The organism is Sphingomonas turrisvirgatae, assembly GCF_001721295.1.
GTDB lineage: Bacteria > Pseudomonadota > Alphaproteobacteria > Sphingomonadales > Sphingomonadaceae > Sphingomonas > Sphingomonas turrisvirgatae.
This window is the reverse complement of sequence record NZ_MDDS01000013.1, coordinates 77,757-100,482: the sequence shown is the minus strand read 5'-3', so window position 1 is coordinate 100,482 and position 22,726 is coordinate 77,757. Positions and strand designations below refer to the sequence as shown.

Sequence of the window (22,726 nt, the reverse complement as noted above, 5' to 3'; positions counted from 1 at the left end):
GGCATATGAAATTTCCGCACTTCTTCATCGAACGGCCGATCTTTGCGGCGGTGCTCTCGATCCTGATCGTGATCGCCGGCGCGCTGGCCTATCCGATTCTGCCGGTTCAGCAATATCCGAACATCGCCCCGCCGACGGTGGTCGTCACGGCGACTTATCCGGGCGCAAGCGCAGAAACGTTGGCCGAGACGGTCGCCGCGCCGATCGAACAGGCGATCAACGGCGTCGAGAACATGATCTACATGACGTCGTCCTCGACGGGCAACGGAGTCGCGCAGATCACGATCAGCTTCAAGCAGGGCACGAACGTCGATCAGGCGCAGGTGCTGGTGCAGAACCGCGTCTCGACGGCCGAGCCGCGTCTGCCGGAGGATGTGCGGCGTATCGGCGTGACGGTGAACAAGAATTCGCCCGACTTCCTGATGGTCGTGTTCTTCACCTCGCCGGACAAGAGCCTGGATCTCCAGTACCTCGGCAATTACGTCAATTTGCAGATCCTGGATCGGATCGCGCGCGTGCCCGGCGTTGGACAGGCTCAGGCTTTCGGTGGGCGCGACTACAACATGCGCGTCTGGATCGACCCCGGTCTCGCTGCCGCGCGCGACATGACGGTGGACGAGGTGGTGAACGCGATCCGCACGCAGAACGTGCAGGTCGCCGCCGGCTCGGTCGGCCAGCCGCCTTATGGCAATGCCAGCCCCGCGTTCGAGTTGGGCGTGCAGGCCAAGGGGCGCCTGACCAGTCCCGACGAGTTCGAGAAGATCGTCGTCAAGCGCGATGCCAACGGCCGTCTGACCTTCCTGCGCGATGTGGCACGGGTTGAGCTTGGCGCGCAGGACTATGGCCTGAACGGCTACCTCAACCAGGATGCGGCGGTTGGTATCGGCGTCTTCGCCGCGCCTGGCACCAATGCGCTCGAGGCGTCTGCGGCGGTGAAGGCCGAACTGGCGGAACTTGCCAAGAGTGCCCCGGCAGGCGTGACCTACGAGGTCGCATATGACCCGACGACCTATATCCAGGAATCGGTCGATGCGGTTTACTCGACGCTGATCGAGGCGCTGGGGCTGGTGGTGCTGGTGGTGCTCGTCTTCCTGCAAAGCTGGCGCACCGCCGTCATTCCCGTGATCGCAATTCCCGTGGCGCTGGTCGGCGCGATGGCGGTACTGTTCGCCTTTGGGTACTCGATCAACACGCTCTCGTTGTTCGGCCTGGTGTTGGCGATCGGCATTGTGGTCGACGACGCGATCGTCGTGGTCGAGAATGTCGAGCGCCTGATGGAAGAGGAGGGGCTCGACCCCCGCGCCGCCGCGCACAAGACGATGGACGAAGTGTCGGGCGCGATCATCGCGATCAGCCTTGTGCTGGTTGGCGTGTTCGTACCGACCATGTTCATCCCGGGCATCTCCGGCGCCTTCTATCAGCAGTTCGCGATCACCATCGCGTCGGCGACGATCATCTCTGCCTTCGTGTCGCTGACGCTCTCCCCAGCGCTATGCGCGCTGATCCTCAAGCCGCCGCATCACGACAAGACGCCCGCCCCAGGTTGGCGTGGATGGGCAACGCGCGCTGCCAACAAGTTCAACGACGGCTTTGGGCGACTTTCGGCGAACTATGGTCGCTTCACGGCCAAGGCGGTCCGCGCGTTGGTGCTGGTCGGCGTGGTGTATGCCGGGCTGATCTTGGTCGCCGGCTGGCGCTTCGCGGCGACGCCCAGCGGCTTTATCCCGCAGCAGGATCAGGGCTATCTAATTGGCGTCGTCCAACTGCCGCCGGGATCGTCGCTCAACCGCACCGATGCCGTCGTCCGTCAGGCCGTGGCAGAGGCGCGCAAGCTGCCGGCGATGCAGGACGTGATGGGCTTTGCGGGCCTTGATGGCGCCAGCTTCTCGACCGCGCCCAACGCCGGCGTCATGTTCTTCAGCCTGAAGCCGCACAAGGATCGCGAACAAAGCGCCGAGGAGGTGCTCGGCGCGCTCTATCCGGCTTTTGCAGGGATCAAGGGCGGCGACATCATGATCATCGCGCCGCCGCCCGTGCAGGGCATCGGCACCGGTGGCGGCTTCAAGATGATGGTTCAGGACCGTAGTGGGCAGGGCTACCAGGCGCTTGCACAGGCAACCTTTGCCATGATGATGGGCGCCAACCAGCAGGAAAGCGTCGCCGGCGCGTTCACCACGTTCAATACCGGCACGCCGCGCCTGACGGCCGATGTCGATCGGGAGCGTGCCGAGCGGATGGGAGTCCCGGTCGCCAATGTCTTCTCCACGTTGGGCGCATATCTCGGCTCGTCTTATGTCAACGACTTCAACTATCTGGGGCGCACCTTCCGCGTGACCGCCCAAGCCGATGCGCCTTACCGCGATGATCCGTCGGACATCCAGTCGTTGAAGACCCGCTCAGCCTCTGGCGAGATGGTGCCGATGAGTTCGGTCATGACGCTCAAGAACGATTCCGGGCCATATCGCGTCGTCCGCTTCAACCTCTATCCCGCGGCCGAACTGCAAGGCGACACCAAGCCCGGCTATTCGACGGGGCAGACGCTGGCGAACATGGAAGCATTGGCCGCTCAGACTCTGCCAGAGGGCATGGGCTTCGAATGGACCGAGCTTGCCTATGAGCAGAAGCAGGCCGGCAATACCGGCGCCATTGCCTTTGCCTTGGCCGTGGTGTTCGTCTTCCTGCTCCTTGCCGCGATGTACGAGAGTCTGGTCCTGCCGCTTGCGGTGATCCTGATCGTGCCGATGTGCCTGCTCGCGGCGATCGTCGGGGTGAACATCATGGGTCAGGACAATAATATCCTGACCCAGATCGGCCTCGTCGTGCTGATCGGCCTGGCGGCAAAGAACGCGATCCTGATCGTCGAGTTCGCGCGCCAGAACGAGGATCAGGGGATGGCTCCGCGTGAAGCGGCAGAACACGCCGCGCATCAGCGCATGCGTCCCATCATCATGACCTCGATCGCCTTCATCCTGGGCGTGTTGCCGCTGGTGATCGCGAGCGGCGCGGCGGCAGAGCTGCGTCAGGCGCTGGGCGTCGCAGTGTTCTTCGGGATGATCGGCGTGACCATCTTCGGCCTCATCTTCACGCCCGCCTTTTATGTCATCAGCCGCAAGTTCGGTGACTGGACCAGCGCGCAGATGGCCAGGCTGCGGCGTAAGCCCAAGCCACAAGATCCTGCTCTGGAGCCCGCAGAATGAAGCGCCTGACCTTCTCGCTGATGGCGGGTAGCCTGCTGGCTGGCTGCGCCGTCGGCCCGGACTACAAGCGGCCGGAAACCCCGGCCGCCGCGGCTGGACCGTTCGTCGATCCCGGCACCACCAAGGTCACGGCCGGCGCGGTGGATGGCGAGTGGTGGCGGCTGTTCCGCGATCCCGCACTGGATCGCCTGGTGGTGGAGGCGCTGACCTACAACACCGACATTCGACAGGCCTCGGCGAACCTGAAGCGTGCGCGCGCACAGCTGTCCGAAGCACGCGGGCAGCGCTTGCCGACGACGGAGGCGACCGGGCAATATAGTCGGCAGCGGGTCGGCACGGCTGGGCAGGCCGCCACGCTGCCAGGCGGCATCAGCCTCCCCGACGCGTTTGAATTCGACAGCTTTCGGGTCGGCTTCGATGCTTCGTACGAAGTCGACATCTTCGGCAGGGTAACCCGCGCGATCGAGGCATCGCGGGGGGATGTCGATGCTGCACAGGCGGCGCTCGACGCATCTCGCGTGGCGATCGCGGCCGAAGTCGCGCGCACCTATGCTCAGGCGTGCGGCTTTGCCGCGCAGGCCGAAGTCGCGCGCGAGACGGTGCGGTTGCAAACGCGAACGCTGGAGCTGACCCAGCGGCTGGTCGATGCTGGTCGCGGTACGATCCGCGACGTCGATCAGGCGCGTGTGCTGACAGAGAATGCCCGATCGCAGGTCCCGCAGTTCGAGGCCGAGCGGCGTGCCGCGCTCTATGCGCTCGCCACTTTGACGGGCAGGCCACCAGCTGAAGTGGATGCGGCGGCGAACCAGTGCAAGGCTCCCCCAGGGGTATCGGCATTGATCCCGGTCCGCGACGGGCAAGCCCTGCTCGCTCGGCGTCCCGATGTGCGCCAGGCCGAGCGCCGGCTCGCGGCCGACACCGCGCGGGTGGGCGTCGCGACGGCAGCGCTCTACCCCTCGATCCGCTTGCTAGGCGGTCTGTCGCTGAGCGGACAGCGGATCGAGGATCTGGGCAAGTCTTCAGGCTTCGGTTTCTCGTTGGGGCCGCTGATCAGCTGGAATATTCCGAACCTGACCGCTGCGCGGGCGCAGGTGCGCGCGGCCGAGGCCGGAGCGGAAGGATCGCTGGCCGCGTTCGACGGCACGGTGCTGACCGCCCTTCGCGAAGTCGAACAGGCGCTGGCACGCTATTCCGGCGAGATCGAGCGCAACGTCGCGCTGCGTCGCGCCGATGCATCCGCCACGAATGCGGCGCGGATCGCGATCCTGCGGTTCGAGGCGGGGCGTGACAGCTTGCTTCAGCGCATCGATGCGGAGCGAGAGCGGGCAGGGGCACGTGCTGCGCTGGCCCAGTCCAATGCGGCGCTGGCAGAGGCGCAGGTGTCGCTGTTCAAGGCACTGGGCGGCGGCTGGGAAACCGCGCCGCCCCCATTGCGGCGCGAAGGACCGGTTTCGGGTAGCTGATACCCGGAGGATGGGCGAAGCCGCGTTGCGTATCGGCTTCGCCCATCAGTCTCTTACGCCGCCATTCGATCGCATGGGTCGGTGCAGTCCGACCCGGACAGCGACTGTTCGAACTCGGCGCATAGTGCCTCGCCACCGCGTCCGCGCGAGAAGCGCGGGACGATGCGTCCGGTCGGACGAAAGCCCAGCTTGCGCAGCACGCGGCCGGAAGCGGGATTGTCGACGAAATGGTCGGCCGTGAGCCTGGGCACGCGCAACATGCGGGCGATGTCGATCGCAGCGCGCCCGGCCTCGGTCGCATAGCCCCGGCCCCACGCGTTCGGTGTGAGCCAATAGCCGAGTTCATGCGACTCGCCGTCGAGCAAGCCGAAACGGATGCCGCCCAGAATGCGGCTGAAGCCATCCTCGTGACCGCAGATCAGGAAGCTGGCGCCATGCTGGCCGCCGCTCGACAGAAAGGCTTCCGCATCGCCGATTGTATAGGGCCAGGGCGCTCGGCTGAGATTGCGTACCACTTCGTGGTAGTTCATCGCGCGCGCGAGTTCCGGCGCATCCTCGATCCAGCCGGGACGTAGCGTCAGTCTTTGTGTTCTCGCGAACATCTGCACTCTCCTCGTTTGCGCCATGACCCCGTTCGATGACGGGACCGCGACGGTTTGCGACGGAGGGAGCAAAGAAAAAGGGAGACCGGGGCGACCCGTCTCCCTTGTGTTGCGTCCTCGAAGAAGAGGACCCGGGTCACCCTGGCGGGCAACCCGGCTGGTTGCCCAATGTTATTCGGCTGCTTCCGCAATCATGTCGATCGAGCAGAATTTACGGCCGAGCTTGCCGTCATGGAATCGCACGCGGCCGTCGGTCAGCGCGAACAGCGTGTGATCCTTGCCAATGCCGACATTGACGCCCGGATAGAATTTCGTCCCGCGCTGACGCACGAGGATGTTGCCTGCAACGGCCGCCTGACCGCCGAACTTCTTCACGCCGAGGCGCTTCGATTGCGAATCGCGGCCGTTACGCGAAGAGCCGCCTGCCTTCTTATGTGCCATTTCGCGTTACTCCTTACGCTTCCGCGGCAGCCGGGGCGTCGCCCTCAGCCTTCTTCGCGGACTTCTTCTTGGCTTCCTGCGCGCCGATCGCGGTGATCTTTAGGATCGTGTGATTCTGACGATGGCCGTTCTTGCGGCGGTAGTTGTGCCGGCGACGCTTCTTGAAGACGATGACCTTCTCGCCCTTCGCCTGCGCGACGATCTCGGCCGAAACGGTCAGGCCGTCGGTGGGCTTCAGGTCCGAGCCCTCGCCAGCGAGCAGCACGTCGCCGAGCGTGATCGACGAACCGGCTTCACCGTCGAGCTTCTCGACGACGATCTTGTCTCCTGCGGCAACGCGATACTGCTTGCCGCCCGTGCGCACGATAGCGAACATGGGCCTCTTCTCAATTCAAATGCATGTGCCCGCGCGGGAAGTACCCGGCGGGAGGAAGGGCGCGGTTATGGGATTCGGGGGTGCAAGTCAACCTCTATGCCGGCTCTTTCAGCTATCCACGGAGGATGAAACCGGTCGTGCAGGGGGCCACAGGGCAGCGATATCGATGAGCGGCGCTGCCACGTCGCGCCAACGGATCGGCCAACCAGCTTGAGCCTCAGTGCCGGTGCTCGCGCTTCAGCTGATAGCGGCCATCCACGAGCTCATCGAACAGGCCGCTGATTGCCGGATGATCCACCGGCTCGTCGCTGTCATCGGGCAGCAGGTTCTGCTGGCTGACATAGGCGACATAGCTCGACTCGGCGTTTTCGGCCAGCAGGTGGTAAAAGGGCTGGTCCCGGGGCGGGCGCACGTCCTCCGGAATGGATTGATACCATTCCTCGCTATTGGCGAACACCGGATCGACGTCGAAGATCACGCCACGAAAGTCGAACACGCGGTGGCGTACCACATCGCCCACATTGAAGCGGGCATGCGAGATGGCGGGGAAGGGGACCCCGGCGGCAGCGAGATCGAGAGTCTGATGGGCGCGATTCATATGCTCAATCTAGTGCGCATTGCGCGCCGCACAAGAAGTGCCGCGTGAGTGCTTGCGTGGCTTGCCAGCTTCGTCTAGAGGCGCCCGCTCGACCGGTCGTTGACGCCCATGGGCATCCAGCGGACCCCTCGCGGAGAGGTGGCAGAGTGGTCGATCGCGCCGCACTCGAAATGCGGTTTACGGGGAACCGTAACGTGGGTTCGAATCCCACCCTCTCCGCCATTCACCCACGCCCGTTGCGAATAGTGCTGCGCCGGCAGCGCTGACTAAGCCGCAACATCATTGCTGCAGCTTGCGCATGATCATCATGGCCTGTTCGCCGCCCGATTGCGGCACGACTTCGCCCGTGCGGTCGGTGATCGCCTGCCATTGGGCGGCGACGCCTTCGGGCGAGAGCGCGTCGCCTGTCAGGCGCACGCCCTGAGTGAGCGTGACATGCGCCGCCTGGAACACGCCCGCACCCGCGCCGACGATCGCATTGTTGGGTGCGTCCTCACTGACCAGGAACAGTGCTGCCGGCGCGACGCTTTCCGGCGTGAAGGCCTGGAACGCCGCTTCAGGGAAGATGTCTTCGGTCATCCGCGTGCCAGCGGTCGGGGCGAGTGTGTTGACGCGGATATTGTATTTGGCGCCTTCCAAATGGAGCGTCTTGGCAAGGCCGGCCAGCCCCAGCTTCGCGGCCCCGTAATTTGCCTGCCCGAAATTGCCGTACAGCCCGCTGGAAGAAGCGGTCATCAGGATGCGGCCGTACGCCTGCTCGCGCATCGTGGCCCACACCGCCTTGGTCGCATTGGCCGATCCGAGGAGATGAACGTCCACAACGAAGCGGAAGTCGTCGGGCGTCATGTTGGCGAAGCTCCTGTCACGCAACACGCCGGCATTGTTGATGAGGATATGGACGCCGCCCCAGCGTTCCTTTGCCGCGGCGACCATTGCCTCCATCTGTTCGTATTCGGTGACGCTGGCGCCGTTGGCGATGGCCTCGCCACCCGCTGCCGCGATCTCCTCGACAACCTTCAGCGCTGCATCGGACTGGCCCGTACCATCGCGCGATCCGCCCAAGTCATTTACCACCACACGCGCACCGCGCCGGGTAAGCTCGAGCGCATAGGCGCGGCCCAGCCCGCCGCCGGCGCCGGTCACGATGGCCACCTTCCCGTCGAATCGAATGTTCATGCATCCTCCCGCTCAGTCTGGACTGTCGTCATGAGCTAGCGGGCCGGAGGCGGAAAGCAACTTGCAGGGGCAGTCGCAAATCGGGGCGCGGCCACATGCTGGCCGCGCCCCGCAAGCTCAGCCGCCGCGCTGGCGGCAGTTGTCGAACTGACCCTTCTTGCAGATCGGGTAAGTCTGCATCGGCGCGGGCGGCGGATAGGCTTCGCTCGGCGACTTGGAGGGCTGGAAGATCACCTGTTGGCCTGGTGCCGGCTGCGCGGACAGCGCTGGGGCGGAAGGCTGATAGCCGCCAGCTGGATCCTCGCCCGTGGTAGCCGTCGCAGGCGCGGTTGCCGGGGCGGGGGCAGGGGGCGCGGGCTCTGGCGTCGGTGCCGTCTCAGGTGCGGGTGCAGGCGCCGGTGCAGGCGTTGTCGCATCCTGGGCGATGGCGGCGGTGCCCGTCATGGCGAGCGCCGCGGCAAGCGCGATCAGCTTCATCGGGTTATCTCCTGACGTTGATACGGTGAGAGCATTCGCTCGCCCCGCTAACGCATCAGGCGCTGAATCTATCCCGAAACGATATCAGTGGCCAACGTCCAGCGAATAGCCGGCCGAGCGTACGGTCCGGATGATGTCGGGCCTGTCACCGATATTGATCGCCTTGCGAAGACGCCGGATGTGCACATCGACCGTGCGGCTCTCGATATCGCTGTCGTGCCCCCACACGGCGTCAAGCAGCCGCTCGCGCGAGAAGACCCAGCCCGGATGCTCCAGGAAATGCTTGAGCAGGCGGAACTCGGTCGGACCCAGCGGAACAATATCGCCACCGCGCCGCACCTTGTGGCCGACCGTGTCCATCTCGATGTCAGCATAGGACAGCGCTTCGCCGGCCAGCGCAGGCCGTACGCGGCGCAGTACGGCGCCGACGCGCGCGACGAGTTCACGTGGCGAGAAGGGCTTGGTCACGTAATCGTCCGCGCCGGTTTCGAGGCCGCGCACCCGGTCCTCCTCCTCGCCCCGCGCGGTCAGCATGATGATCGGCACGTTGGCCGTCTCGCTCATGCGGCGCAGGCGGCGGCACACCTCAATCCCCGACAGGCTTTCGACCATCCAGTCGAGCAGCACGATGTCGGGGGCGATCTCCTTCGCCATCAACAGCGCCTCTTCGCCATCGGGCGTGTGGCGAACGTCGAAATCCTCGCGCTTGAAGTGATATGTGAGGAGTTCGGCGAGCGCGGCGTCGTCCTCGACCAGCAGCATGCGGGCGCGGCTCATGTCAGACCCCTGTACTGTCGGTGTCGCGGTCGGCGAGATAGCTGCCGGTCGCGGCAAAATAGACCATCTCGGCGACGTTGGTCGCATGGTCGCCGATCCGCTCAATATTCTTGGCGACGAAAAGCAGGTGCGCGACTTCGCTTACCGTGCGCGGATTCTCGACCATGTAAGTGACGAGCGTACGGAAGATGCTGTCATAGAAATCGTCGAGTCGGCTGTCGCGCTCGCAGACGCGGATCGCCGCCTCGGCATCGCGAGAGGCAAAGGCATCGAGCACGTCGTGCACCATTTCGCTCGCCATCTGCGCCATGGCAGGGATGACCGAAACGGCGTCGATGCGGTCCTTGCCCGAAGCATGGATCAGCGGAACGCGCTTGGCGATGTTCTTGGCGTAATCGCCGATGCGTTCCACGACGCCGGCGATCTTGAGCGCTGCGACGACGTCGCGCAGGTCGTCGGCCATCGGCGCGCGAAGGGCGATGACGCGGACGGCGAGCTTCTCGACCTCCGCTTCGATCGCGTCGATTGCCTTATCCTTGGCGCGGACCTGTTTGGCGAGCTCGGTGTCGTTGCGCTGCAGCGCCGTCATCGCGTCGGCGATCGCCTGTTCGGCAAGCCCGCCCATCTGAGAGATCAGCGCGCGCAACTGCTTGATCTCTGCGTCGAACGCCTTGATCGTATGCTCGTGACCCTTCGCCATCAGCCATACCTTCCGGTGATATAGTCCTTGGTCCGCTCCTGGCGCGGGGCGGTGAAAATCTGATCGGTCTCGCCATATTCGACGAGCGTCCCCAGGTGGAAGAAGGCGGTGCGCTGCGAAACGCGCGCGGCCTGTTGCATGTTGTGGGTGACGATCACGATCGCGTAGCGGCCCCGCAACTCGTGGATCAATTCCTCGATCTTCGCGGTCGCGATCGGGTCGAGCGCGCTGCACGGCTCGTCCATCAGGATGACTTCGGGGTCGACCGCGATGGCACGCGCGATGCACAGCCGCTGCTGCTGACCACCCGACAACGCCGTGCCGCTGTCCTGCAGCCGGTCCTTGACCTCCTCCCACAGCCCGGCGCGCTTCAAGCTGCGTTCGACGATCTGGTCCATGTCCGCCTTGCCGCTGGCGAGGCCGTGGATGCGCGGACCGTAGGCAACGTTCTCGTAAATCGACTTTGGAAAGGGGTTCGGCTTCTGGAACACCATGCCGACGCGCGCGCGCAGTTGCACTACGTCCATCGACCTGTCGTAGATGTTTTCGCCGTCGAGCGTGATCAGTCCTTCGACCCTGGCGGAGGCGACGGTGTCGTTCATGCGGTTCAATGTCCGCAGGAATGTCGATTTTCCGCAGCCCGACGGGCCGATGAAGGCCGTGACATTGTCCATGTCGACGTCGAGCGATACGTCGCGGATCGCCTGTTTCTCGCCGTAAAAGACGTTGACGCCTTGCGCCGCCATCTTTGGCGGAGCGGTGGTCTGAGGCGAGTTGAGTTCAGTCATCACCAACGGGTCTCGAACTTGTTACGAAGATAGATGGCAGCTGCGTTCATCGCGAGCAGGAAAGCGAGCAGCACGATGATCGCTGCCGAGGTCTTTTCGATGAAGCCGCGGCTCACTTCGTCGGACCACAGAAAAATCTGGACTGGCAGCACGGTGGCCGGATCGAACACGCCGCCGGGGGGGGTGACGATGAAGGCGCGCATGCCGATCAGCAGCAGCGGTGCGGTTTCGCCCAGCGCGCGCGCCATGCCGATGATCGTTCCTGTGAGGATGCCGGGCAGTGCGAGTGGCAACACGTGGTGGAAAACGACCTGAACGCGACTGGCGCCGATGCCGAGCGCGGCGTCGCGGATCGACGGCGGCACCGCCTTGATCGCGTTGCGCCCAGCGATGACGATCACCGGCATGATCATCAGCGCCAGCGTCAGTCCGCCAACCAGCGGGGCCGAGCGCGGCAGGCCGAGCGTGCCGAGGAACACCGCAAGGCCGAGCAGGCCGAAGATGATCGAAGGAACAGCCGCGAGATTGTTGATCGATACCTCGATCAGGTCGGTCCAGCGGTTCTTCGGCGCATATTCCTCAAGGTAGACGGCCGAAAGCACGCCGATGGGAAAGGCAATCAGCAACGTCACGAACATGGTGAGCAGCGAACCCTTGAGCGCGCCCCAGATGCCGACCGCCGTCGGGTCCGTCGAGTCGGCGCGGGCCAGGAAGCTCGCGTTGAAACCACTCTGCAACGCGCCCCGTTCGTGCAGCTTGCGCGCTTCGGCTTGCATCTCGGTTTTTCCGCTGCCGTCGATGGCGGCGTCCAGTTCGCTGGAGGCGGGCACCCAGATATGCGTGCGCTGGTTCAGCAGATTGGGATCGGCCTTGATCGCGTCGCGCACGGCGGTCCAGGCGTTCTCGGCAATCAGTTTCTCGCCCTTGTCGCCGAACGCGGCCGTGACGGCGGTGGCGACGCGGTCCTGCAAGCCCGCCCCCGCGAGCGCGAGGTCGGCACCGCGGGTCGACAGTTGCGCGCGATCGACCTCAAGCGGCGCCGCCTTGAAGTCGATGGGCAGCGCTACTTCGGTCCGCATGAACCCGGCCGCGCCGTTGCCGACCATCACCGTCAGCAGGAAGACCAGGAAGGCCGCGGACAGCACGACTGCGCCAAGCCCGATCGCGCGAAAGCGGCGCTCGGCGCGATAGCGGCTGCGGATGCGGCGCTGCATTGCGTCCGCCTTCCAGTCGGTGGGCGCGCGCCTATTCATAAGCCTCACGGTACTTCTTCACGACGCGCAAGGCGACGATGTTGAGGAGGAAGGTGATCAGGAACAATGTCAGGCCAAGCGCGAAGGCGGCCAGCGTCTTGGGACTGTCGAACTCGGCCTCGCCCGTCAGCAGGTCGACGATCTGCTTGGTCACCGTGGTCGCGCTCTCGAACGGATTCGCCGTGATATTGGCAGCGCCACTCGCAGCCATGACCACGATCATCGTCTCGCCGATCGCGCGGCTGACGGCGAGCAGCACGCCGGCGACCACGCCGGGCAGGGCAGCGGGGAGCAGCACCTTGCAGATCGTCTCGCTCGACGTCGCGCCCATCGCCAGGCTGCCATCGCGCATCGCGCTCGGCACCGCGGCAATGCTGTCGTCGGCCATCGACGAGACGAATGGGATGATCATCACGCCCATGACCAGGCCGGCGGCGAGCGCGCTTTCAGAGCTGGCATAGGTAAAGCCGAGCGATACGGCGAGATCGCGGATCGCGGGGCCTACGGTCAAGGCAGCGAAATAGCCGTATACGACCGTCGGCACGCCGGCGAGAATCTCGAGCATCGGCTTCATCCACTTGCGGACGACGGGCCGGGCGTATTGGGTGAGGTAGATCGCGCTCATCAGCCCGAACGGGATCGCGACCAGCATCGCGATCACCGCGCCGATGAAGAAGGTGCCCCAGAACAGCGGAACCGCGCCCAGCGTCTTGCCCGGATCGGCCGGATCGATGACCTGCGGGCTCCAGGTCGTGCCGAACAGGAAGTCGGTCACCGGAACCATGCTGAAAAAGCGGATCGACTCGAACAGCAGCGAGAGGAAGATGCCGAGCGTCGTGAGGATCGCGATCAGCGAAGCGACGAGCAATACCAGCATGACCGTCCGTTCGACGCGGGTGCGAGCCCGGAAATCGGCCTTTACGCGGGTATAGGCGAAAGCGCCGCAGGCGAAGGCGAGCAGCAGCGCCAGGCCGCTGCCCAGCCAGGCATAGAAGCTGCTGGCGTGGGCGTAGAGCGGCGCAAGCTGTTCGGCGAGCGGATAGAAGCCATATTCGCTGCCGTCTGCCCGAGCGCGCACTTCGTTGAGGATCGCGTCGCGCTCGTAGCCGAACGCCGGCAACTGAAGCGCCTGTGGCGATTTGATCACTGCGTCCGTCGCCAGCATCGGCGTGACAGCCCACCAGACGATGACGAAGAGCAGCGCAGGGACTGTCGTCCACAGCGCGACATACAGGCCATGCTGACCCGGCAGCGAATGCAGCCGGTGTTCGCTCGTCGAACCAAAGCGCGCCGCCCGCGCGCGCCCGGTCAGCCAGGCGATGATGCCAAGGCCGGCGACCAGGAAGAGGAGCGCGTAGAGGTTCATGCCGGCGCTTATTTCAGCGAGGCCGGATCGAGCGGCGTTTCCGCCTCGATCGCTGTCGCGGCCACGGCCTGCCGGTCGGCAGGGCTGGCGATCAGTCCGCGTTTGGCCAGCGGCCCGTCGGCCGACCACATCATGGCATATTGCGCGAGGAATGCCTTAAGTCCCGGCACGGCTTTCAGGTGCTGCTTCTTTACGTAGATGTAGAGCGCGCGTGCGCCCGGGTAGGTACCCTCGGCAATCGACGTATAGCTCGGCGCTACGCCATCAATCGGAATGCCCTTCAGCCGCTGGGCGTTTTCCTCAAGATAGGAATAGCCGAAGATGCCGATCGCATTGGGATCGGTCGATAGCTTCTGGACGATCAGATTGTCGTTCTCACCCGAATCGATGTACGCGGCGTCGCTGCGGATCAGCAGGCAGAGATTGTCGAACTTGTTCTTGTCGCTGTCCTTGAGCGCCTTGGCCTCGGGCGAGACTTCCTCACAGCCCTTTTCCAGGATCAGTTCGGCGAACGCATCGCGCGTGCCGCTGGTCGATGGCGGGCCCAGCACCTTGATTGGGATCGCCGGAAGCGACGGGTTGACGTCCCGCCACGTCCTGGCCGTGTTCGGCTTGCCGCCCGGGTTGGCGGCTAGCGCGAGGTAGAGGTCCTTGCGCGTGAGCGAAAGGTTGGGGCCTTTAACCGCTTCAGCGAGCGCGATCCCGTCACTGCCGATCTGTATCTCCATGATGTCCGTCACGCCGTTCTTCGCGCAAAGTTCGGCCTCTGACTTCTTGATGCGGCGCGATGCGTTGACGATGTCGGGATGAGATACGCCGATGCCGCCGCAGAACAGCTTCATGCCGGCACCTGTGCCACCCTGTTCGATCACCGGCGCCTTGGCTTGCGTGCTGTTGTTCACGAACGCTTCGGCGACCGCGGTGGTGAACGGATAGACCGTCGACGAGCCGACCACCGTGATCTGGTCGCGGCTGGTCTGCTGGCCGCAGCCTGCAAGCGTCAGCGCACAAAGCGCGATCAGCGGAAAGCGACGCATCCGAAACTCCCACGGCCTTGTCCTTGCGGGTCGCAAAGAGCGGGGAGCCGGCCCCGTCGCCGGGCCTCTGTTGCAATTGCGTTACCCAATTATGACAGCGGCGGGTCGTTAATGTTACACCGGTTCAGAAGGTGTCGCGAGCGGTAGCAGGATCGTGACGGTCGTTCCCTGGCCGACGGTGCTGGCTATGTCCAACCGGCCGCGATGCCGTTCCACGATATGCTTGACGATCGCCAGGCCAAGGCCGGTGCCCCCAGCCGCGCGACTGCGGCTCGAATCGACGCGGTAGAAGCGTTCGGTCAGGCGCGGCAGGTGTTCAGGGCCGATCCCCTCGCTCTCGTCGCTGACGCAGAGGCACAACATCGTCTCACTCGAGCGGCGCAGCGTGACCCGGACAGGGGAGCCGTCGCGGCCGTACTTCATGGCATTGCCGATAATATTGTGAAGAAGCTGCGACAGCTGCACCCGATCGCCCCGCACCGGCGGCGCATCGCCCAGTTCGATCGCGATATCCGCCGCACGCCGGGGCGATGTGGCGGCAAGCTCGGTCCGGACTTCCTGCGCGAGCGTGCCGAGATCGACCGAATCATCAGGCGCACGATATTTCTCCGCCTCGATCCGCGAGAGCGACATCAGGTCGTCGATCAGGCGCTGCATGCGCCGCGCCTCGGCATCCATGACCTTCAGGAATCGCGCGCTGGTCTCAGGATCGTCGGCCGCGTCCTCCAACGTTTCGATGAACCCAAGGATCGAAGCGAGCGGGGTGCGCAGCTCGTGGCTGGCATTGGCGACGAAATCCACTCGAATACGGTCGGCGGCATGGCTGCCCGTGCGGTCGGACAAGTGAACGATCCGCTGGCCGCGCGGAAGGGCGTGGATGCGCATCTCCCAATGCTGGTCGCGGCTGCCCAGCCCGGCGAGATGAAGCGGTGCCGGGGATTCCACGTTTTCGCCTTCCAGCAATCGTTCGGCCGCGGCAGGGTGTCGGATCGCGACGCGAACATCCTCCCCCAGTATATGTTCGCCCAGCAAGGCGCGTCCGGCGCGGTTGGCGGCGGCAACGCGATTGTCGGCGATCAGCAGCACCGGCTCGAAAATCGCATCAATCACATCGGCAACGGCGACGTCGTCGCTATCGGGTATAGCAGCAGCGATACGTTCCGGCTCCGTCGGGGGCGCGGCGATCAGCAACATGACGACAAGGCCGATGGCGGCGATGCCGGCAGCTTCGATCCCGCCCGCCAATCCGACAGAGCCGGCCGTGATCAGCATCAGTAAGATACCGAAAACCGTTCTGGGTGCAGCGAAGCGTGGCATCGCAGCCCCGTCTAACCGATGATCTTGCCGGCGCGATAGCGGGTTGCGCAAGATTCACCTTTATGAAAGGCAAGTCTGGCAGGGATGGAACGATGACCGATACCACGCCTCCACCGGATGATGCCCCGAAGGGCAAGGGACCCAGTCGTCGCGCGCTGATGCTCGGCGCGGCGAGCGCGTCGGCGATCGTGTCGATCAAGCCCGCGCTGGCGCAAACGGCGGGTTCGGTACTCAATTGCGAGATTCCGGTTCCGGATGCTGGCCGGGCAGGCAATTACATCGCCGCGGACGGTACGTTGGTGCCCCCGGGTACGCAGGGTGCGTTTCCCGCCGCCGGACGCGCGTTCACCGGTGAAGAGGTGAAGCGGGCGCTCAACGGCTCGAGCCTGCCAGGCACCACCTATGAGCAGAGCCGCGCCTATACCAACTATATCCGCCGGTTGCAGCGCGGCACGAGCGGGTTCACCTGCTTCGCATCGCTTCAAATGCCGCGCGGGTAATTACGCGTGCATCGCTATCGCGCCGCGCCGGCCGCGACGCTTCGGATCGAGCCGCTCGATAGCCTGACCCTGATCTATCACCGCACGTCCGGCATCACCCACGTCGTGGATTCACCGGTTCCCGAGCTGATCGCGGCGCTGGACAATCAAACGCTCACGCTGGACGAGGCGCTTGCCGCGCTGGCTGCGGCGCACGATCTGATCGATCCCGATAGGGCAGCGCTGGCAGCTCGTCTGGGCGAGTTGACCCAAGCCGGGCTGGTCGAGCAGGTCTGATGCGCCATTCGACGATGCTGCGGATCGGGCCGGTCGGTTTTCGAGTGGGTAGCGACTGGCGCGCGCCCGTGGCGACGTTGAACGAACTCTATCGCGATTATCCGCAGCCCGACATTCCCGACTTCAACGTTCGCTTGTTCGCTGCGCGGCCATGGCGGCGCTGGGTGCGGCCCTCGGTGCATATCGCGGGCGACTTCGTCCTGCCGGAATCCGCCCCGCTGCCGCTGGCGCAGGGACTACTCGCCGCCGAAATGGGCATGAACCTGCAAATGGCGCTGGGACAGCGCCGGTACTTGTTGCTCCACGCATCGGGCGTGGAGAGGGATGGCAAGGCGTTGCTCATGACCGGCGAGTCGGGGGCGGGCAAATCGACGCTGGCGGCATTGCTGATGACGCGGGGGTGGCGCCTGCTGGGCGACGAGTTCGTGCTGATCGATCCCGCGACGGGCATGGCGCATGGCTTTCCCCGCCTGATCAGCCTGAAGAATGAAGCGATCGCGGTGATGGCGCGCGCTGCGCCGGAGGGACGCTGGGGACCGATGCTGACGGACACGCCAAAGGGCACGATCCGACATCTGGTGCCCGACGCACGTGCCATCGCGGCGATGGATCGGCCGGCCAGGCCTGCGCTGCTGCTGTTCCCGAATTTCGGGTTCGATGCTGCTGAGCGAACAGTGCCGGCGAGCGAGTGCTTCGTGCGATTGACGCAGGCCTCGACCAATTATGTCGCCTTGGCCGAGCCGGGGTTCGATGCGCTGGCGACGCTGGTGCGGAGCATCCCGGCACGCGCGATCGACTATCCCGATACGACGAGCGCGCTGGCGAGCGTGGAACGGCTGTGGGATGCGCTTGCATGAGCGGTGCGCTGCTTGCCGCCGTGCTGCGCGACCCGGCGAGGGCCGAGCGGCTCGATGCTGCCGGGTGGACCGCGTTGCTTGGCGTGGCGCGGGCCGAGCAGCTGATCGGCTCACTCGCCTGGCGGCTGGATGGGCTGGCGAAGCCTGCGGCGGCATGCGGGATTCTGGCCGATGCCCGGGCTGCCGCCGAGCACGGGCGTACCGCCGCGCTATGGGAGGCAGAGATGGCGCGCCGCGCGCTGGGACCCGCTGGCATCCCGGTCGTGTTGCTCAAGGGGACGGCATTCGTCGCGACCGGCCTGTCGGCAGGGCAGGGGCGTCAAATCGGCGACCTCGACATCCTCGTGCCGCGCGATCGCATTGACGAGGCTGAGTCGGCGCTGCTGACGGCGGGGTGGGAGTGGGTGAAGCCCGATCCCTATGATGACATCTATTACCGCCGCTGGATGCACGAGCTGCCGCCGCTCATCCATCACGAGCGCGACCGAATGATCGACGTGCACCACACGATCCTACCGCTGACCGCGCGGATCACCCCCGACGCGGCGGCGCTGATCGACAGCCGCGTTGCGCTGAGCAACGGGCTGTTCGTGCTGCCGCCGGAGGGGATGATCGTCCATGCCGCCGCGCATCTGTTGGCAGACGGCGATCTGCAGGGCGGCTTGCGCAACCTGTGGGACATCCGCTGCCTGCTGGACGAATTTGGCGAGGACGCCACATTCCTGGATCGCCTCGCCGCCTGCGCCGCGCAGCATGGGCTGACGCGCGAGGTTCAACGCGCGCTGCGGCTATCGGCGCATCTGTTCGGCGACGGTGGGAGGCTGACCGTTGCCGACCGGCTGTATGTCCGCCGCTTGCTGGCGCGGGATGGCTGGGGCCAGCCGACGCGCAAGCTGATCGAACTTGCCTTCTACCTGCGCGGTCACTGGCTGAGGATGCCGCCGCTCATGCTGGCGCGGCACCTGTGGACGAAGTGGCGGAAAGACAAGGAAGCTAGATAGCGCCGCCCAGTCGGCTGAGTGTCGGGATCAATTGGGCATAGCTGTCGATTACCGCGTCGGCGCCCAATTCCTCGACCGGCTGCATCAGGAAGCCGAAGCTCACTGCGACGCTGGGGATGCCGGCATTCCGGGCGGACAGGATGTCGTAGATCGAGTCGCCGACAAACGCCGCACGCCCGCCGCTGCCCAAGGCGCGACAACGCGCGATCATCTCGTGGATCGGGGCAGGAGAAGGCTTTGAATTGCCCCTGCCCATCGTATCGCCACCGATGATTGCTGCGAAACGGTGGTCGAGGCCCAGTTCGCGCAGCAGCCGCACGGCGAAGCGCTCGAACTTGTTGGTGACGACCGCGACCCTAGTGCCGCGTCGATCGAGCTCGTCCAACGTTTCGAGCGCGCCTTCGAACGGCCGGCTGTGATTGGCCAGGTTCTCGCCATAGAAGGCGAGCAACTCGGGATAGACGCGCGCCATCACTGCCTCGTCATAGCCGCCCGATTCGGTCAGCCCCTGCTTCAGCATGTTCTTGGCGCCGCCGCCGATCATCGTCTTGATCCGCTCCGGCCCAAGCAAGGGCCGTCCCGCCAGCCCCAGCGCGTGGTTCGTCGCCGCAAGCAGATCGCCGCTCGTGTCCAGCAAGGTGCCGTCGAGGTCGAAGCCGACGATATCGAAAGGAAAGCGGTCCATCGCATGCAGATGCCCGCAGCGCTATGGAATTGGCAACCGCTTCGTGGCAGGGGCGTGCCCCCGAGGGGAGTTTTCGATGTCCACCCGTCCAGTCGCCGCGATCATCCTGGCCGCCGGCAGCGGCACGCGCATGAAGTCCGACACGCACAAGGTGCTGCATCCGATCGCGGGTCGGCCGATGCTGTTGCACCTGACCGCCTCGGTCGCGCAACTTTCGCCGGAGCGGACCGTGGTGGTGGTGGGAGCGCGGCGCGAGCAGGTCGAGGCGGCGGTCGCGCCACATGGCGTCGCGACGGCGGATCAGGCCGAGCAGCTTGGCACCGGTCACGCCGTCGCGCAGGCAGAGGCGGCGCTGGACGGCTTCACGGGCGACGTGCTGATCCTGTATGGCGACGTTCCACTGGTCAGCAGTGCGACGATGGAGCGAATGATCGAGCGGCTGCATCGTGCGGACGCACCGGCCGCCGTCGTGCTAGGCTTCCGGCCTGCGGACCCCGGTGCCTATGGCCGCATCATCGCGACAAGCGACGGGCAGATCGCCAAGATGGTCGAATATAAGGATGCGACCGAGGCGGAGCGGGCCGAGACGCTGTGCAATTCCGGGTTGATGGCCGTGCGATCGGGTGACCTGTTCGCGCTGCTGTCGCGCGTTGGCAACGACAATGCGGCGGGGGAATATTATCTGCCCGACATCGTCATGCTTGCCGCGCAGGACGGCCGCAAATCGGCGGTGATCGAGACCGATGCCGTCGAAGTCACCGGCGTCAACAGCCGCGCCGAACTCGCCGCGCTGGAGCTGCAGTGGCAACTGGCCCGTCGGGCTCAGGCCATGGCGGACGGCGCGACGCTGACCGCGCCTGAGACGGTCTGGTTCGCGCATGACACGCAGATCGGGCGCGACGTGACGATTGAACCCAATGTGGTGTTCGGCCCGGGCGTGAGCGTTGCGGATGGCGCGACGATCCGAGCGTTCAGCCATGTCGAGGGCGCCAGCATCGCCACCGGGGCGACGGTCGGTCCCTATGCTCGTCTGCGCCCCGGCGCGGTGGTGGGTGAGGGCGCGCATGTCGGCAATTTCGTCGAGATGAAGAAGGCGGTGCTGGGCAAGGGGGCGAAGGCGAACCACCTGACTTACCTCGGCGACGTCGAAATAGGACCCGGCGCGAACATCGGCGCGGGCACGATCACCTGCAATTACGATGGCTTCTTCAAATACGGGACGACGATCGGCGCCGGGGCGTTCATCGGATCCAATAGCGCGCTGGTCGCGCCGGTCGCCATCGGAGCGGGCGCGATCGTCGCCGCCGGTTCGGTGGTGACTCGGGATGTCGAGGCGGATGCGCTGGCGATCGTCCGCGCATCCCATCAGGCCAAGCCCGGCTGGGCAAAGCGGTTCCGCGCCATGATGACGGCGCGCAAGGAGGGCAAATGAGCGACATTTATGCCGGTAAGCCGTTCCTCAAGTTGCTCGACAGCTATGTGCTCGATGCGATCGGGGCGCTGGATGCAGAGAGCGATGCGGCCCTAAGGGCGCGTGAGCCCGAGTTCCACAAGATGTTCGGTGCGACGGGCGCCTGGCGAACCATCGTCGAGCAGCGCATGCAGTTTCCCGCCGGCATGGCCGGCGCAATCCGCGAGGTTTGGGAGAAAGGCGGCGCGAAGTTCCGAGCCGCGCAGGGTCGCGACCCGGACCCGGTCGAGTTCACCCGCCATTTCGTCGACACCAACTTCCCGCATTAAGTTGGTGCGCGTGCCCTACACTCTCTAACCTGGAAGCAATCGTTCATGTGTGGAATCGTCGGAATCCTGGGTCAGGACGATGTTGCCGATCGGCTGCTCGATGGGCTCAAGCGGCTGGAATATCGCGGCTATGATTCGGCCGGCATCGCCACCATCGTTGACGGTGCGATCGATCGCCGGCGAGCGTCGGGCAAGCTCGTCAATCTCGGCAAGGAGCTCGCGGCCAACCCGCTGGCGGGATGGACCGGGATCGCCCACACACGCTGGGCGACGCATGGCGGTCCGACGACCAACAATGCGCACCCGCATGCGACCGACCACGTCGCGCTGGTTCACAACGGGATCATCGAGAACTTCAAGCCGCTGCGCGAGGAATTGCTCGCGCGCGGCCGCAATCTCGAGAGCGAAACCGACACGGAAATCGTCTGCCATCTGGTGAGCGAGCAGATCGAGGCGGGGCTGCAGCCGGTGGAGGCTGTGAAAGCCGTGCTGCCGCGCCTGCACGGCGCGTTCGCGCTGGCCATCCTGTTCCGCGATCATCCCGACATGCTGATCGGCGCACGGCTGGGTTCGCCGCTGGTGGTCGGTTATGGCGAGGGCGAAACCTATCTCGGCTCCGACGCGCTGGCGCTGGCGCCGCTCACGCAGCGCATCTCGTATCTCGAAGAAGGCGACTGGGTCGTGCTGACTCGCGAGGGAACGCAGGTCTATGACCAGGCGAACGATCCGGTCGAGCGCCCGATCGTGAACTCCGGCGCGTCGGGCCAGCTGATCGACAAGGGCAATCACCGCCACTTCATGGCGAAGGAAATCTACGAACAGCCGATCGTCGTCGCGCAGACGCTGCGCGGCTATCTCCAGCGGCTGGAAGAAAAGGTCGCGCTGCCGATCCCGGAGTTCGATCTTTCGACGATCAAGCGAGTCACCATCGTTGCGTGCGGCACCAGCTTCTATGCCGGGATGGTCGCCAAATACTGGTTCGAGCAATTCGCGCGCGTTGCGGTGGATATCGATGTGGCAAGCGAGTTTCGCTACCGCGCGCCGGTGATGGAGGAGGGCGGACTGATGATCGTCATCAGCCAGTCGGGTGAGACGGCCGACACGCTCGCCGCGCTGCGCCACGCCAAGGCGGAGGGGCAGACGATCGCCGCCGTCGTCAACGTGCCGACCAGCACGATGGCGCGTGAGGCCGATCTGCTGCTGCCGACCCATGCCGGTCCCGAAATCGGCGTTGCTTCGACCAAGGCGTTTACCTGCCAGCTTGCCGTGCTGGCCGCGCTGGCCGCGAACCTCGCCAAGGCGAAGGGGCGGCTGACGAGCGAGGAAGAACGCGAGATCGTGGTTCATCTCGCCGAGGCGCCCGCCGCGCTAAACGACGCGCTGAGCCGCGACGAGGCGATCGAAGCGATGGCCGGTGCGGTCGCCGGCGCGCGGGACGTATTGTACCTGGGCCGGGGCACGGATTACCCGCTGGCGCTGGAAGGGGCGCTGAAGCTAAAGGAAATCAGCTATATCCACGCCGAGGGCTATGCGGCCGGCGAGATGAAGCACGGCCCGATCGCGCTGATCGACGAGAATGTGCCGGTGATCGTCATCGCACCGTCGGGACCCCTGTTCGAGAAGACCGTCAGCAACATGCAGGAAGTGCAAGCGCGTGGCGGCAAGGTCGTGCTGATCTCGGATCGCAAGGGCATCGCCGCTGCGGGCGAAAACTGCCTGGCGACGATCGAAATGCCCACGGCCCACCCGCTGATCGCACCGATCGTCTATGCCGTGCCAGTCCAACTGCTCGCCTACCACGTGGCGGTCGCAAAGGGCACGGATGTGGACCAGCCGCGCAATCTGGCGAAATCGGTCACGGTGGAGTGATTGGAGCGGTGAAGGGAACCGCGACTTGGCCAGAAAACGACGCAAATAAGCCATTCTCACGGCAATCTCTTTTCGAAATACCCCCAATCATACCCCCACGCGCGTTCGCTAGGGGTGAATTGTGGCTTGCAGATCGCAGCCGATCATTAAGCTCCGTAGGCCAGTGCCTTGCAGGTTCGGCAGTCTGAATCGGGCAAGGTAACCGGCTCCGATAAATAAGTTTGGACCTA

At 65.1% G+C, this 22,726-nt stretch carries 23 protein-coding genes and 1 tRNA gene; 10 read left to right on the top strand and 14 right to left on the bottom strand.

The window, feature by feature from the left end; translation table 11 throughout:
* The first annotated feature begins 5 nt into the window (after positions 1 to 5).
* Both BFL28_RS05785 and BFL28_RS05780 read left to right on the top strand, forming a co-directional pair.
* Complete coding sequence (locus tag BFL28_RS05785; RefSeq protein ID WP_069319656.1) at positions 6 to 3,197, top strand: efflux RND transporter permease subunit; 3,192 nt, start codon at positions 6 to 8, stop codon at positions 3,195 to 3,197.
* Positions 3,194 to 4,660: an efflux transporter outer membrane subunit gene (locus BFL28_RS05780; protein ID WP_069319655.1), complete on the top strand. Its 1,467-nt coding sequence runs from the start codon at positions 3,194 to 3,196 to the stop codon at positions 4,658 to 4,660. Before BFL28_RS05785 ends, BFL28_RS05780 begins: the two co-directional genes overlap by 4 nt.
* Before the next feature lie 53 nt (positions 4,661 to 4,713).
* On the opposite strand, the gene BFL28_RS05775 is transcribed toward BFL28_RS05780, so the two are convergent.
* The 4 genes from BFL28_RS05775 to hspQ all read right to left on the bottom strand — a co-directional run bounded on the left by BFL28_RS05775 (position 4,714) and on the right by hspQ (position 6,677).
* Positions 4,714 to 5,262 carry a GNAT family N-acetyltransferase gene (locus tag BFL28_RS05775; RefSeq protein ID WP_069319654.1) on the bottom strand — a complete coding sequence of 183 codons (549 nt, stop codon included), beginning with the start codon at positions 5,260 to 5,262 and terminating at the stop codon, positions 4,714 to 4,716.
* Positions 5,263 to 5,433: 171 nt separating this feature from the next.
* Positions 5,434 to 5,703: a 50S ribosomal protein L27 gene (gene rpmA / locus BFL28_RS05770; RefSeq protein ID WP_069319653.1), complete on the bottom strand. Its 270-nt coding sequence runs from the start codon at positions 5,701 to 5,703 to the stop codon at positions 5,434 to 5,436.
* Between the two features lie 13 nt (positions 5,704 to 5,716).
* Positions 5,717 to 6,079, bottom strand: coding sequence for a 50S ribosomal protein L21 (gene rplU / locus BFL28_RS05765; protein WP_069319652.1), 363 nt, complete (start codon positions 6,077 to 6,079; stop codon positions 5,717 to 5,719).
* Positions 6,080 to 6,296: 217 nt separating this feature from the next.
* The gene (hspQ, locus tag BFL28_RS05760) at positions 6,297 to 6,677 is read right to left on the bottom strand and encodes a heat shock protein HspQ (protein ID WP_069319651.1); all 381 of its coding nucleotides are present in this window, start codon (positions 6,675 to 6,677) and stop codon (positions 6,297 to 6,299) included.
* A 132-nt stretch (positions 6,678 to 6,809) separates the two neighbouring features.
* On the opposite strand from hspQ, the gene BFL28_RS05755 reads away from it, so the two are divergent.
* Positions 6,810 to 6,899, top strand: a tRNA-Ser gene (locus BFL28_RS05755).
* Positions 6,900 to 6,956: 57 nt separating this feature from the next.
* Here the strand turns inward: BFL28_RS05755 and BFL28_RS05750 are convergent.
* The 9 genes from BFL28_RS05750 to BFL28_RS05710 all read right to left on the bottom strand — a co-directional run bounded on the left by BFL28_RS05750 (position 6,957) and on the right by BFL28_RS05710 (position 15,523).
* Entirely contained in the window at positions 6,957 to 7,853 is an 897-nt protein-coding gene (locus BFL28_RS05750; protein WP_069319650.1) for an SDR family NAD(P)-dependent oxidoreductase, read from the bottom strand.
* 117 nt (positions 7,854 to 7,970) lie between these two features.
* The gene (locus BFL28_RS21230; RefSeq protein ID WP_069319649.1) at positions 7,971 to 8,330 is read right to left on the bottom strand and encodes a hypothetical protein; all 360 of its coding nucleotides are present in this window, start codon (positions 8,328 to 8,330) and stop codon (positions 7,971 to 7,973) included.
* A gap of 84 nt (positions 8,331 to 8,414) precedes the next feature.
* A complete protein-coding gene (gene phoB, locus BFL28_RS05740; protein ID WP_069319648.1) occupies positions 8,415 to 9,107 on the bottom strand; it encodes a phosphate regulon transcriptional regulator PhoB in 693 nt (230 codons plus the stop codon).
* Between the two features lies 1 nt (position 9,108).
* On the bottom strand, positions 9,109 to 9,807 hold the full coding sequence (gene phoU, locus BFL28_RS05735) for a phosphate signaling complex protein PhoU (RefSeq protein WP_069319647.1): 699 nt from the start codon (positions 9,805 to 9,807) through the stop codon (positions 9,109 to 9,111).
* Entirely contained in the window at positions 9,807 to 10,595 is a 789-nt protein-coding gene (pstB, locus tag BFL28_RS05730; RefSeq protein ID WP_069319646.1) for a phosphate ABC transporter ATP-binding protein PstB, read from the bottom strand. The genes phoU and pstB overlap by 1 nt, the downstream gene beginning before the upstream one ends.
* Positions 10,595 to 11,809 (bottom strand): phosphate ABC transporter permease PstA, encoded by a 1,215-nt coding sequence (gene pstA, locus BFL28_RS05725; RefSeq protein WP_241527230.1) that lies wholly within the window; start codon positions 11,807 to 11,809, stop codon positions 10,595 to 10,597. The genes pstB and pstA overlap by 1 nt, the downstream gene beginning before the upstream one ends.
* A 31-nt stretch (positions 11,810 to 11,840) precedes the next feature.
* The gene (pstC, locus tag BFL28_RS05720; protein ID WP_069319644.1) at positions 11,841 to 13,214 is read right to left on the bottom strand and encodes a phosphate ABC transporter permease subunit PstC; all 1,374 of its coding nucleotides are present in this window, start codon (positions 13,212 to 13,214) and stop codon (positions 11,841 to 11,843) included.
* An 8-nt stretch (positions 13,215 to 13,222) separates the two neighbouring features.
* Positions 13,223 to 14,251, bottom strand: coding sequence for a substrate-binding domain-containing protein (locus BFL28_RS05715; RefSeq protein WP_069319643.1), 1,029 nt, complete (start codon positions 14,249 to 14,251; stop codon positions 13,223 to 13,225).
* Between the two features lie 114 nt (positions 14,252 to 14,365).
* Entirely contained in the window at positions 14,366 to 15,523 is a 1,158-nt protein-coding gene (locus tag BFL28_RS05710; protein WP_241527229.1) for an ATP-binding protein, read from the bottom strand.
* Between the two features lie 137 nt (positions 15,524 to 15,660).
* Between BFL28_RS05710 and BFL28_RS05705 the strand changes: the two genes are divergently transcribed.
* From BFL28_RS05705 to BFL28_RS05690, 4 genes are read left to right on the top strand one after another with little or no spacing between them, the layout of a single operon-like run.
* A complete protein-coding gene (locus BFL28_RS05705) occupies positions 15,661 to 16,068 on the top strand; it encodes a hypothetical protein (RefSeq protein WP_069319641.1) in 408 nt (135 codons plus the stop codon).
* Between the two features lie 6 nt (positions 16,069 to 16,074).
* Positions 16,075 to 16,344, top strand: coding sequence for an HPr-rel-A system PqqD family peptide chaperone (locus BFL28_RS05700; protein WP_069319640.1), 270 nt, complete (start codon positions 16,075 to 16,077; stop codon positions 16,342 to 16,344).
* Positions 16,344 to 17,201 carry an HprK-related kinase A gene (locus BFL28_RS05695; protein ID WP_069319639.1) on the top strand — a complete coding sequence of 286 codons (858 nt, stop codon included), beginning with the start codon at positions 16,344 to 16,346 and terminating at the stop codon, positions 17,199 to 17,201. The genes BFL28_RS05700 and BFL28_RS05695 overlap by 1 nt, the downstream gene beginning before the upstream one ends.
* Positions 17,198 to 18,202 (top strand): nucleotidyltransferase domain-containing protein, encoded by a 1,005-nt coding sequence (locus BFL28_RS05690; RefSeq protein ID WP_069319638.1) that lies wholly within the window; start codon positions 17,198 to 17,200, stop codon positions 18,200 to 18,202. Before BFL28_RS05695 ends, BFL28_RS05690 begins: the two co-directional genes overlap by 4 nt.
* Here BFL28_RS05690 and BFL28_RS05685 read toward each other — a convergent pair.
* On the bottom strand, positions 18,195 to 18,887 hold the full coding sequence (locus BFL28_RS05685) for an HAD-IA family hydrolase (RefSeq protein ID WP_069319637.1): 693 nt from the start codon (positions 18,885 to 18,887) through the stop codon (positions 18,195 to 18,197). The two genes, BFL28_RS05690 and BFL28_RS05685, sit on opposite strands and share 8 nt — an antisense overlap.
* Positions 18,888 to 18,963: 76 nt before the next feature.
* Here BFL28_RS05685 and glmU point away from each other — a divergent pair, with 76 nt between their 5' ends.
* Genes glmU through glmS form a run of 3 tightly spaced genes read left to right on the top strand, consistent with a single transcriptional unit; the run spans position 18,964 to position 22,496 of the window.
* Positions 18,964 to 20,319, top strand: a complete 1,356-nt coding sequence (glmU, locus tag BFL28_RS05680; protein WP_069319636.1) for a bifunctional UDP-N-acetylglucosamine diphosphorylase/glucosamine-1-phosphate N-acetyltransferase GlmU — start codon at positions 18,964 to 18,966, stop codon at positions 20,317 to 20,319.
* Positions 20,316 to 20,627 (top strand): hypothetical protein, encoded by a 312-nt coding sequence (locus tag BFL28_RS05675; protein WP_069319635.1) that lies wholly within the window; start codon positions 20,316 to 20,318, stop codon positions 20,625 to 20,627. Before glmU ends, BFL28_RS05675 begins: the two co-directional genes overlap by 4 nt.
* Before the next feature lie 45 nt (positions 20,628 to 20,672).
* Positions 20,673 to 22,496 carry a glutamine--fructose-6-phosphate transaminase (isomerizing) gene (gene glmS / locus BFL28_RS05670; RefSeq protein WP_069319634.1) on the top strand — a complete coding sequence of 608 codons (1,824 nt, stop codon included), beginning with the start codon at positions 20,673 to 20,675 and terminating at the stop codon, positions 22,494 to 22,496.
* Positions 22,497 to 22,726 lie beyond the last annotated feature (230 nt).